Source organism: Peribacillus sp. Bi134, assembly GCF_918698065.1.
Classification (GTDB): Bacteria; Bacillota; Bacilli; order Bacillales; family DSM-1321; genus Peribacillus.
In genome coordinates, this window is the sequence record NZ_CAKKLN010000022.1 from 1 (window position 1) to 11,639 (window position 11,639).

Sequence of the window (11,639 nt, forward strand, 5' to 3'; positions counted from 1 at the left end):
TGTGAAACAGAGAAAAATCCTTCCAAAAGGGTTTTGGAGGGTTATTTGGCATGGCCCAAAAAAGTATATCATAATGGAAATGAAATTTTTAGAGAAAGATATTGACATCCTATTAGCTGGTTTAGTTCATTAAGGGAGGTTGCTGAGGCAGCCTTTTTCTTATGGCACTAACGGGGCAGGTTAGTTGCACAATAAATGATATAATAACCCTGATTAAAAGCATCGTAAAGGTGGCTATTCAAATGGAAAACTGGATTGAATTATCTACAATAGAAGATAATGAGGTATGGGATAGGATATATGATGAATTTACTTTTGAACCAAGCATATCAAAGTTCCCATCTTTTGAAGTGCCAAGTCCATTTATCACATATGATGTATCCCCGTATCTAAATTGGTCCGGAGATTCAGATACTTATGATGAGATTTACAATAATCTTGAGGATAAGTTATTGCTTGTTTTTCAAGAACTCACACAGAAAAATGAATATATGTATGCGTTAGATTGGCAACATCAAGGTTATTGGATAAACCCCCGTATGGAGTTTCCGAAAAGTGAATTTGATGAATGGACGGTACCTATTTTTCCAAACGGTGATTATTACTTTTTTATTCATAAGAATTTTGAATGGGGATTATTAGGACACCCTTGGGAAGAAACGATCACTATTTTTGGAAAAGAATTGATAAAAGGTTTTGAAAAACATAAACCAAGAATGTTTCAAAAAATATTACGTCAGGGATAATGTAAACCTTGTTGAACTAACGGGTGCATTACTTCATTACCAGGAGCTGATCAGCAGCTCCTTTTCTTATGCAACTATAGGGGCAGGTTAGTTCAAGAAGGAAAATTACAGACAGATATAGAAACTTGTATTTACTACTAAGGTGGGAGGATCTTATGCTAAAGAAGATTTACATTGTCAGACATTGCGAAGCACAGGGGCAACCTTCGGAATCACAATTAACAGAAAAAGGTTCAAAACAAGCGAAATATTTAGCTGATTTCTTCAGTAATGCAAAAATTGACCGAATAATATCAAGTCCGTTTTTGCGTGCTATTCAATCAGTAGAACCTTTAAGTGAGAAAACAAATATTAAAATAGAGATTGATGAACGCCTCTCAGAACGGACACTAAGTACAACGGACTTACCTGATTGGTATGAAAAACTAAAAGCAACATTTAATGATATGGAATTAAAATTTGAAGGAGGAGAGTCCAGTCAAGAAGCAATGAATCGAATCGTAAATGTTGTAGAAGAAGTCTCCAAAAGTGGGACTGAAAACACAGTAATCGTCAGTCATGGAAATATAATATCCTTACTTTTAAAGAATTATAATAGTGACTTTGATTTCGAGTGTTGGAAAAACCTTAGTAATCCTGACGTTTTTCAAATAAACTGTATTAATAATGAAGTAATCTTGGAACGTATATGGGATGAAGATAAAGTAATAAAAATCTAATAAAGTACATTATTTTAATGAACTAACGGGTGCGTTAGTTGATTAAGGAACACAAAAATAATCAAACTTTGTTTTAAAAGCTAAATAAGACGGTCTTTAAAAGGACCGTCTTATTTTAAATTCTTGTTTCACTTTTCTAAACTTCTTTGTAATTGTTGATTTAAGCTCTACATAAGTATTATTTATACGAGTAATAGATACTTTTTGTCATAAAAATTATTTACCATACTCTCCAATCTTGGTATTCACTTTAGTTGTTCGAGTACAACAATTTTACCCCATTCTTTATTATTATAATCGGATTCTTCCCAACCCACACGGTAAATGCTACCAGGTTCTGGCTTGAATCCCCTGGTAGTAAATACCTTTTCATCAAAAGTAATGTCTTCGCCCTCGCCTCGCGAATTCACCCCAAGGAGTTTACCATTGTCGATATCCCTGATTTCAAATGTCTCAGAAATGATATTCTCTTCACCCTCATTAGCAATCAGTTTTTCTCTACCCATATATACTTCAGATGTTTGCTCGTCCAGGTGTACTATTGGCATTTCCTTAATTTTTGAGAGACGGTTTATTTCTGCGATGATCTTTTCATTTTGCTTTTCATCTTGCCTTGCGTCCGCATTGTAAAAACCGATTGCGTATCCCCCACTTAATCCTACTAACGTTCCTGCGATTGTGAATGCTAATACTGTCTTCTTCATATGTATTTCCACCTTTTCTATTGCTCTTATCTACTTACTTATTAATAATAACATGCAAATTATTTACCATACTCTCCAATCCTAGGAATTTTACTAGCTGAAGCCCACTTTTCAGTAGATTTTGATTCACTGGTGTTGCTCTGTAATAAAGTTTGATAATTTATATTAAATATTTTGGATATTAATGTTAAAAAAATAGAGATTGTGAAAGAATGTACTTAAACTAAAGGGGCAGGATAGCTCAACAAGGGTTTGTTTATTTTTATATTTTTAAGAGAGATAATATTTTGTTTTTGGAGGGAATTATGAGGGAAATTACTTTGTCTAATGGAAAAACAGTTGAAGTCGAATGTTTAAGTTGTGCTTTAACAAGTGGGGAAATAGAACCGGATGGTGGTGTAATAGTCGAAACTGAATATTTTCATGCTCACCAAGACGTTGCATATCCCATTAAAGGTTTAGTAATTTTAGCCTCTAAACGCCATATTAAGTGCTTTGACGAATTAAATGACTTAGAAAAGGTTGATTACATAAACTTATTATCTAAGATTAGAAAAGCTCAAAGGGAAGTATTAGGGATAGAACATGTTTATTACTTTTATAATGAAGATACTACTCACCATTTTCATACTTGGATGGTTCCTCGATATGAATGGATGTACGATTTTGGACGATCTGTGGAATCTGTTAGACCAGTTTTGCTCCATGCAAGAAACAAATTAAATAATGATGAAAATGTAAAAAGTGTAATTGATGGAATTAAGACTTTAAAAAAAGAACTATACACTTAATCCTTCCTTGTCCCACTAACAGTTGCTTTGGCAGCTCTTTTTCTTATAGAGCTAATGTGGCAGTTAGTCCGATTCCTTAGTGTTTTAAGAAATTAGTTTTTCATTTGGGATTATCAAAGTCATCATTGCAATGGGAGATAGAATCAAATATGGGAGAAATCATAATAGAACTATGCTTTTGAGGCACAATAAATTGAAAAGATATAAAAAGGACGCAAAGCGAGGAATTTTATGAAAAAGGTTGTAATGTTTTTCCTATGTCTTCTTATCTTAATTCTTCCATCACAAGTTTTTGCTCAACGAAAAGTACCAATTTTAATTTATCATTCGATTGACGAGTTTACTGGGCAGGGTTCTAAGGAGCTATATGTAACTCCTGATAATTTCCAGAAACAAATGATTTATTTAAAAGACCATGGCTACACATTATTAACTTTTGATCGTTGGCAAGAAATTCATAAAGAAAATAAACCCATTTTCATTACCTTTGATGACGGATACAAAAACAATCTGAATGCATTTGCTATCTTTCAAAAACTTGAAAACGAACGTTTTAAACCAAGTGGTACCATTTTTGTTATCTCTGACTTTATCGGTCGTTCAAACCGATTATCGAAATCGGATTTAAAAATGATGGCTGATTCGGGTATAATCTCAATCCAGTCTCATACTGCTACACATCCTGATTTGACGGAAATAAAAAATTATGAATATGAACTGAAAGGGTCCAAAGAAAAAATTCAAAAAATAACAGGCAAACCAGTTAATGCTCTTGCGTATCCATACGGAAATTTCAATGACAAAGTGGTAGAAGAAACGAAGAAATATTATTTGTTTGGACTTACGACAACTCCTGAACTATTTTCTGAGAAGGGCATTAAAGACGAACTTTATCTTTTACCACGAATTTATATCAAGTATTCAACTACTCTTGATGACTTTGCAAAGATAGTTGAAGGCGGTTCCTATACCAGGTAATCGCTTTTTCTTTTGGAACCAAGGGAAAAAGTACTTAATATTGTTTATAAGTAAATGGGTACGGAAAATAAGGAAAAACAGGTGCTTTAGCTGTAGATAGGAGCTGTCTTTAAGGCAGTTTTTTCTTTTGGGGGTGCCGCCAAGGGTACCGCCAAAAAGGTCGGGCAAATACTGCCCGACCTTTCAACTATACCTCACGACATAGTTAATGGGATATTTATAATACGAAACTATAAAAATATCATTCCTCAATATGTATGTAGATTAGTTTTACTTTGCAAATAAGTGGTTGCCTATTCTAATGACTGTTTCCCTTGTGAAAATCCATTCATCTGTTGCCGAGACCGGATTATAATAATAAACAGAACCATGAGTAGGATCCCAACCTTGCAATGCATCAATAACAGCTCGATAAGAATAGCTATTTGGGGTCAAATAATATTGCCCATCATGTACAGCTGTAAAAGCATTTGTCTGGAAAATAACATCGTAAGTATTTTTAGGAAAACCTGGTGTTGACATTCGGTTCAAAATTACTGCAGCGACAGCTACTTTTCCTTCATAAGTTTCTCCTCGAGCTTCTCCATAAACAACCCTTGCCATCATTTCAATACTATTTAATTTTTGTTGTGTTTGGAATCCAAAAACTCCATCTGGTATTATTCCAGAATCTAGTTGGAGTTGTTTCACTGCATGATCAGTAATTGAACCATAATACCCTGTTGGTTGACTGTTAAAGTAACCCATTTTCTTTAAATTTTCTTGTAAGTCATAAACTGCTTGTCCTTGACTTCCATTGTGTAAAATTTCTTGAGCAAAGATTGAATTTGGTATAAAAAACATGAAACAAATAAAAACAACAAACGACATTTTTTTTACATTTAACATCAAATAATAACACATCCTTCGATTCATTTTCCTACTATTCTACTTTATCATACAAGAAAAATAGATTTATCTTACATTATTCCTATTTTAAAACAAAAAATGAAGAAGTTTTCAGACGAATTTTCTGTTTATTGGGTACCGCCTATCGCCATCAAGCTAAGAAAAAGGATTATACCCATAACGAAAAAATAAGCTATTCTTTCTGTAAATGCTGCTGAAGATAGCTTTTTTCGTTTTGAGGTATAAAGAAATTTTAACTTGATGGGCATGCGTCAAGACTCCTTATGGCACTAACGGGACAGGTTAGTTCAAGAAGAATTGACACAAGAAGGTCGTCAATGAAGACGATCTTCTTGGTTAATTTTTTAGAATAAGGGATTTTTAATTGGAATATAAAATTAAAGCGAGCAGAGCAGTTTTTAGGGTATTGATGGTGAGAGTAATGGGGGAAATGATTATCTTCGTGAAAAGTCCTATGATTCATTAAAACTAAAACAGTTTAAATTATAATTCTTAAGGGGTGTTTATTTATAGTTATAAATAGAAATAAAAATGAGAGTTTAATTGGAAGCGCTCTGTTCATTGTACATGTAGAGATTGACGAACTCACTGGTCTGGCGGCCGAGGTGACCTCATGACATTAATGAAAAAGCAGCCAATTTCATATTTGATGAAGAAACGTAGATTTTGGGGTTATGGTGCCGCTATAGCAGTAATGCCTTATCTGTTAATCAAAATCGCCTGGACTTTCGGTCTCTTCATGCCGACCGAACAAATGGGCGACCCAAGTTGGCGCACTGCAAACGCAGTAACAATGGTTCTAGCTGCAGTTGGTATCCTGTTAGCATTGGCGTTTAGCATGACATGGGGTGAGCGACTGCCCGCCTGGTTGGTTGCCTTGCCCGTCTGGGTAGGTACTGGTTTACTTATTCCTATGCTGTTGCTGGCACCTGTGCTTGGTCCTGCTGCTATGATACGCGATCAGCAGGCAGGACCTGCCAACGTTTGGGTATATGAGCAGATTTTCGTAATGGTCTCACTGGTTGGAGTCGGCATCTGTCTACCTTTCGCCTTAGCTGGATACGCTAAAGCGCGTTGGCCAGAGGCATTTACTGATCCAATCGACATTGAATTACTCCCGGGCAACAGCCAGAAACTGCATATCACCTTGGCTAGGCTTGTCGCGGCCGGCTGTATCCTGCTTGGATTTATTAAGCTATTCTGGGCGATTGGTGGAACTATTGGCATCAACCCAGCTATGTTGGATAACCGCGATTTATGGTGGCACCTATTGTCGTTGAGTACCGGTGTGTGGGCCTTCGCGGGGGCGTGGGGTTTGTTGGTACTGACCACCCGCCGCGGGTCGAAGAGGTTCTTCCCTCCTATGGCAGCAGCATGGATCTCGTCGGGAATGCTGTTCTCTTATAACCTCTTTAACCGCTTGTCCGCCACTCGCCCCGATGCACAACCTGCTCTAGAGTACCCACTTGCATATGTACTAACCACCGAGTTAGGTAGCGTCTTGGGAGTGATGATGGGAATAATTATCCTAATGGTACTGCACGACCGCCGGAGAGCAATGCACAGTTCTAGAAGTAATTAATGTTCCTAATATTGAATTATATTTATAAAAAGAAAATAAATTAAATGAAAAGGCCCCCAAATTGGGGGCCTTTTGAATGTACGATTCTATACATAATCATACATTCAAATTAGAGAAAAAAAATACCCTTGTTCAACTAACGGGGCAGTTTAGTTGAAGTGGAGAATTAGTTATTTAGCCTTTATTTTACATTCTAAAAAACACCTGAATTTTTGTTGTTACCTAGTTTCCAAAAACTATCTACATATTTGGTATAGAGTCAACAGATACTAACAAAAAATGTTTAAGGAATGAGAAAAATGATGGATTTTTTAGAAGACATATCTACCTTACCTTATGTATTAAAGGCATTGTTAATTTTTTGTACTGCAATTATTCTTCTGCGTATCGCAGGAAAGAGATCACTTGCAGAAACAACAGTTTCGGAAGCTGTGTTAAGGATTTCGATTGGTGCTGTACTAATCCAACCTTTAGCATTGAAAGAGGAATGGCAAGCAGTATATGCTGGAACTTTGCTCATTATAGGAATTGTATTATTAGCAAAAATACAAATATGGTTTCCAAAATCCAGAAAGTTTATTAATGGAGTACCATCAATACTAATTAAAGATGGAAAGGTGAAGTTAGAAGAGCTAAAAAAAGCCAGATTAACGATAGATGAGATACAAAGTGCACTTCGCCAAAAAAATATAGGAAATGTCGAAGATGTTGAATTGGCGATATTAGAGTCCAATGGTAAAATAGCGACTAGCCTAAAGCCAAACAAAGCACCCGCAACCAAAGAAGATATTCAAAAAATTTTAGATATCTTAGCTGAGAATGGTATTCGTTCCTCATCACAAAATCAATCTGAAGCGAAAACGCCACCATTATTTAAAGAAGCTTATGACGAGGGAGACATAGTGGACTATAAATCTTAGAGACATTAAATAAGCTGTTTTTTTCTTTAGTACAAAGATAATACACAATACATAAGCAATGTTCTTCAACTAACGGGTGCGTTAGTTGAATTACAGGGCGAAAACTGGCTTCTTAATATAAGGGAAGTTGTAAGAGGGTATGGTGATGTTGCTGCAATTTTTTTACAAATTAAGATAACCAATAATTCACAATAATAGTAAGCTTAATTTTGTTATATACATCATTTTTCAAGGGATGGTGCAAGGGATACTTAAACGAATAATAACTAAGTACGAACACGAAGGTCTGACCCCGGAGGATATTGTGCATTTAAATACTATAAAAGGACAAAATCCTTATGGGATGCTAACTCTATTATTAGTTCTAGCATCCTTTATTTTTGGGCCACAGTATATAATTATTCCTATCGTATCTTTGTTATTGGGTTTTATTACTTACCGGACCTTTGATTCTGAAACAGAGAAAAATCCTTCCAAAGGGTTTTGGAGGGGTATTTGGCATGGCCAAAAATAGTATATCATAAGGGAAATGAAAATTTCAGAGAAAGATATTGACATCCTATTAGCTGGTTTACTTCAAAAACTAGGGTTGATGCTGCAGTCTTTTTTATGGAACTAAAGGGGGGATCTACCTTAGGTGTAGAGTGACAATTTTGTTCATTAATACAACTTATATTCATTTAAATTTCAGAAGCTTCTGGTTGGAAACCTCCTATATTTCTATCTTCGACTACCATGCGCAATCCACGCTTCGGTCTGAGTGTAATAGACGGAAGTGGCTTTACTTCATGATGGTCAGGCGCCAGCCTTATCCGATATCGTTGAGCAATGCATGCTAGGACAAGCACAGCTTCCATCACTGCAAAATGATTACCGATACAAACTCTCGGACCTCCGCCAAATGGAAAGTAAGCGAACGGAGGTAGGGTTTTCATAAAGTTGTTTTCAAATCGCTCAGGTTTAAAGGAATCTGGATTATCAAAATACTCAGGCTTGTGGTGCATCACATACTGACTCAACAGGATCATATCGCCTTTTTTAAAAAGATACCCTCCAATTACCACATCCTCCGCCACTTCCCGTTGTATGATATAGGCAGGCGGGTATATGCGCATTGATTCATAGATAACATTTTGTGTGAATGTTAATTTCATAAAATCGCCAGTTGTTAGATTACGGTTGCCGATTACGCTATCTATTTCATTGAAAAGTTTAGTTGCCACATCAGGGTGTTGGGAAAGCAAGTATAAGGTCCAGGAAAGCACATTTGCTGTTGTTTCGTGACCGGCAAGGAAAATGGTCATTAACTCATCACGTAACTGCTTGTCTGTCATAGCTAAGCCATCCTCATCATCTCGAGCATCCATTAGAATCCCAAGCATATCCTCATGTCTCTCTGCCTCTGTTCTACGTTTTTCAATAAAGCTATAAATCACCTTATCAAGTCTCTGTTTCGCAATTTTATATTCACGGTTGTTTTTAGTTGGAACCCATAGTGGCATTTGAAGTGTTCGCATTCTTTTAACGGCAATTCTCATGAAGGCTTCTATAGGTTCCCCGAGCATGCCATATCCTTCTTTGAGGTTCATGCTGAACATGGTCTTGCTGATAATACCCAGTGCAAGGCTCATCATATCCTCCGAAATAATCCTTTCTTCTCTGTTTTTCCAAGTGGAAATATAGTCCATTGTTATATCAATCATATCCTGACCATAATTGCTAATATGAGACTTTTTGAAAGAGGGTTGAATAAGCCTTCTTTGGCGCATGTGAATTTCTTTTTCACTTGTAAGAAGGCCTTCTCCTAGTACTGGTTTTAAAGCAGAGAAGTCCTTTGATTTCAAGAAGGATTTTTGTTTTGTTACAAGTACCTGCTTTATTAAATCTGAATTTGAAATAAGGTAAACATTATGGAAAGGTCCAAAACGAATTTTAGCAACTTCTCCATATTCTTTTGCTAAACGGGTAAGAAAGCCAAGTGTATCTGAAATAAACTCCTTTGAATGGCCAGTAATTAATTTTCCTTTTGGGCCTGGAGAATCATTTGAAAAATTTGTGTCACTCATTGGTTTGTTTCCTCCATTTCGGTATAATTACTTGTATTCATTCTATGAGGAAAGTATTGATTGGTTTGGACAAGTTGTTAATAAGAAGACTAACAAATACAATATTTTTTTTAAAAGATAGTTAATCAATTTGAATGAAATTACAAGTGTGTATAAAGGAATACTATTAATAAACGAAATCAAAGTGTTTATGAAATTGTAAAGGCACCCATCCCTGGTTGTCACTTTCTTTTACTAATGAAAGCAGGTATGTATGGAACTACCTTACAAAAGTTATTATCTTGTTGAACTAACAAATATGGGGTTGGAAACAGCTCCATTTTCTTATGCAACTAACGGGGCAGGATAGTTCATTAAGGAACTGTTAAGTCACATTAAAGTTGTTTAAAATAAAGTTGTTTAAAAATGTCAGTCATGTTATTCCATTAAAGGTCCAGATTGTCGAGTAAACAGTTGAAACATATATATGGAAAATTATTTGAAAGGATGTACTAAAATGAGTGTGATGATATTAACCTTAATTGGGGACATTTTCGCTACCATCGGTGGTTCATTAACAAAGCGTAGTTAGAGGAGGTTAAAATGGAGAAGCAGGCTGTTTTATTTCATTCATTAGAGGGTGAAAAAATCTACTTCAAAGCACTAAGGATAGAGGATGTTCAAGAAATACATCATTATGCGTCAGATCAAGAGGTTTCACGATTTATTGGCTGGAATTTGATGAGTACTTTGGAGGAAACTCGTCAGTTCATTGAACTAATGTTAAAACGCGAGTCTGCAGGAACTCATTTATATTCCTCTATTGTTGAAAAATTAACTCAAGCAATTATAGGAACAGCCATAATTTTCAATTTTGACCAAGAAGCAAACCAAGCTGAAATTGGTTATGTGTTGCATAAACATCATTGGGGCAAGGGGTATGGCACAGAGATTGTTGCATTGATGAGTGATTTTGCATTTAAATCACTTAATCTTCATAAGCTTCATGCAATGGTAGTGCATGCCAATATTGGCTCTGCACGGATACTTGAAAAGAACAGGTATGAGTTAGAAGGACGATTAAAAGACCACTATTTTATAGAGGATAAGTATTATGATGCATTACTTTTCGGCAAAATTACTAACCTGGAAACTTAGAGTTCTTGTACAGATAAAATGATAAAATGAAGAGGTTTGTTGACGATAATTTCAATAAAATATAGTCCCTTCTTATTCCATTAAAGGGCTCGATTCTTTAAGAATTGCTTTTCTTAATGAACTAACGAGTGCGTTAGCTTAAGATCAGAGCTGTCTTTAAGGCAGCTTTTTCTTATGGCACTATCAGTTGCAGGTTAGTTGCATTAGTACAAAGTTTTATCGTACTGCGCAGTAACCAACTATAATAAAATTAGAATTATAACTAAAATCAAATTGGTGGTGTGTAGGTTGAATAAAGTCCTTTTACATCTCTCTAGAATATTTTTAGGTTTTATCTTCCTTATTGCAGGTCTAAACGGTTATTTTGTCATTTTTGACTTTGAACCATTTATTGCTACTAGCCCTGAAGCGATGGCATTATTCAAATTTGAATATCTGTTAATATTTGAAAAGTTTTTAGAAATCGTTTGTGGAGTTTTACTTTTAAGTAATCGCTTTGTCCCATTAGCACTTGCAATATTGTCTCCAATTGTAGCCAACATTTTCTTACTTCATTTGATCCTTGATCATTCGTTACTTGTTTTAGCAGTAATACTTGTAATCATGTTTAGTTATTTGTTGTTTTGTTACAGAAAAAGCTTTAAAAGTATTTTGGAGAAAAAGCCTTCTCATTAATACTTCCTTGATTACACATTTTGCGTCAAGTTTGTGTTAACTCTACAATAATCCCTAATGAACTAACGGGTGCGTTCGTATTATAAGGTCGACCAGTAAAAATTACTGGTTGACCTTTTTTTAATAGAATCTATTATATCAGTAGCCAGGGTAGGACGTGCGGGTGCGTGGGACTTGATCCCGTGAACTAAACTGTCCGCCCCCTACTTGTAGAAACATGTTTGAGGCTGGTTGGGACGCAGATCTCGAATAACAAGCGAAGCTATGACACTACATGGAGGACTAGGGGTACTGGTTAGTAAGTAGAGGAGGAAAAAACAATGAATCCAGTTGTTGGTCTGGATGTGGCAAAAGGAGAGAGCCAAGTTCAGGCATTTTTAGATCAATCTAAACCGTATGGGAAGAGCTTTTC

11 protein-coding genes are annotated in these 11,639 nt (G+C 35.7%); 8 read left to right on the top strand and 3 right to left on the bottom strand.

All coding sequences use genetic code 11. The annotated features are described in order from the left end of the window. Positions 1-242: 242 nt before the first annotated feature. Together LQ188_RS26455 and LQ188_RS26460 are read left to right on the top strand one after the other, a co-directional pair. Positions 243-746: a DUF2716 domain-containing protein gene (locus LQ188_RS26455; RefSeq protein WP_101225319.1), complete on the top strand. Its 504-nt coding sequence runs from the start codon at positions 243-245 to the stop codon at positions 744-746. Positions 747-901: 155 nt separating this feature from the next. Continuing rightward, positions 902-1,465: a histidine phosphatase family protein gene (locus LQ188_RS26460; protein WP_101225318.1), complete on the top strand. Its 564-nt coding sequence runs from the start codon at positions 902-904 to the stop codon at positions 1,463-1,465. A 245-nt stretch (positions 1,466-1,710) separates the two neighbouring features. Here LQ188_RS26460 and LQ188_RS26465 read toward each other — a convergent pair whose 3' ends face one another. After that, complete coding sequence (locus LQ188_RS26465) at positions 1,711-2,169, bottom strand: hypothetical protein (RefSeq protein ID WP_101225317.1); 459 nt, start codon at positions 2,167-2,169, stop codon at positions 1,711-1,713. 305 nt (positions 2,170-2,474) lie between these two features. On the opposite strand from LQ188_RS26465, the gene LQ188_RS26470 reads away from it, so the two are divergent. After that, positions 2,475-2,960 (top strand): diadenosine tetraphosphate hydrolase, encoded by a 486-nt coding sequence (locus LQ188_RS26470; protein WP_101225316.1) that lies wholly within the window; start codon positions 2,475-2,477, stop codon positions 2,958-2,960. 231 nt (positions 2,961-3,191) lie between these two features. Then, complete coding sequence (locus tag LQ188_RS26475) at positions 3,192-3,938, top strand: polysaccharide deacetylase family protein (RefSeq protein WP_101225315.1); 747 nt, start codon at positions 3,192-3,194, stop codon at positions 3,936-3,938. 270 nt (positions 3,939-4,208) lie between these two features. Here the strand turns inward: LQ188_RS26475 and LQ188_RS26480 are convergent, their stop codons facing one another. Next, positions 4,209-4,826, bottom strand: a complete 618-nt coding sequence (locus LQ188_RS26480; RefSeq protein WP_101225314.1) for a cell wall hydrolase — start codon at positions 4,824-4,826, stop codon at positions 4,209-4,211. 634 nt (positions 4,827-5,460) lie between these two features. Here LQ188_RS26480 and LQ188_RS26485 point away from each other — a divergent pair. After that, positions 5,461-6,429 carry a hypothetical protein gene (locus LQ188_RS26485; RefSeq protein ID WP_101225313.1) on the top strand — a complete coding sequence of 323 codons (969 nt, stop codon included), beginning with the start codon at positions 5,461-5,463 and terminating at the stop codon, positions 6,427-6,429. Between the two features lie 299 nt (positions 6,430-6,728). Next, a complete protein-coding gene (locus LQ188_RS26490) occupies positions 6,729-7,349 on the top strand; it encodes a YetF domain-containing protein (RefSeq protein ID WP_157831139.1) in 621 nt (206 codons plus the stop codon). A gap of 680 nt (positions 7,350-8,029) precedes the next feature. Here LQ188_RS26490 and LQ188_RS26495 read toward each other — a convergent pair. After that, a complete protein-coding gene (locus LQ188_RS26495; protein ID WP_230178937.1) occupies positions 8,030-9,415 on the bottom strand; it encodes a cytochrome P450 in 1,386 nt (461 codons plus the stop codon). A 582-nt stretch (positions 9,416-9,997) separates the two neighbouring features. Here LQ188_RS26495 and LQ188_RS26500 point away from each other — a divergent pair. Both LQ188_RS26500 and LQ188_RS26505 read left to right on the top strand, forming a co-directional pair. Next, a complete protein-coding gene (locus LQ188_RS26500) occupies positions 9,998-10,552 on the top strand; it encodes a GNAT family protein (RefSeq protein WP_054399258.1) in 555 nt (184 codons plus the stop codon). A 288-nt stretch (positions 10,553-10,840) separates the two neighbouring features. Beyond that, on the top strand, positions 10,841-11,227 hold the full coding sequence (locus LQ188_RS26505; protein ID WP_101225309.1) for a DoxX family membrane protein: 387 nt from the start codon (positions 10,841-10,843) through the stop codon (positions 11,225-11,227). The last annotated feature ends 412 nt before the right edge of the window (positions 11,228-11,639 follow it).

Coding starts and splice junctions, on each gene's coding strand:
- LQ188_RS26455 (WP_101225319.1), top strand. CDS start 243: ATGGAAAACTGGATTGAATTATCTACAATAGAAGATAATGAGGTATGG.
- LQ188_RS26460 (WP_101225318.1), top strand. CDS start 902: ATGCTAAAGAAGATTTACATTGTCAGACATTGCGAAGCACAGGGGCAA.
- LQ188_RS26465 (WP_101225317.1), bottom strand. CDS start 2,169: ATGAAGAAGACAGTATTAGCATTCACAATCGCAGGAACGTTAGTAGGA.
- LQ188_RS26470 (WP_101225316.1), top strand. CDS start 2,475: ATGAGGGAAATTACTTTGTCTAATGGAAAAACAGTTGAAGTCGAATGT.
- LQ188_RS26475 (WP_101225315.1), top strand. CDS start 3,192: ATGAAAAAGGTTGTAATGTTTTTCCTATGTCTTCTTATCTTAATTCTT.
- LQ188_RS26480 (WP_101225314.1), bottom strand. CDS start 4,826: ATGTTAAATGTAAAAAAAATGTCGTTTGTTGTTTTTATTTGTTTCATG.
- LQ188_RS26485 (WP_101225313.1), top strand. CDS start 5,461: ATGACATTAATGAAAAAGCAGCCAATTTCATATTTGATGAAGAAACGT.
- LQ188_RS26490 (WP_157831139.1), top strand. CDS start 6,729: ATGATGGATTTTTTAGAAGACATATCTACCTTACCTTATGTATTAAAG.
- LQ188_RS26495 (WP_230178937.1), bottom strand. CDS start 9,415: ATGAGTGACACAAATTTTTCAAATGATTCTCCAGGCCCAAAAGGAAAA.
- LQ188_RS26500 (WP_054399258.1), top strand. CDS start 9,998: ATGGAGAAGCAGGCTGTTTTATTTCATTCATTAGAGGGTGAAAAAATC.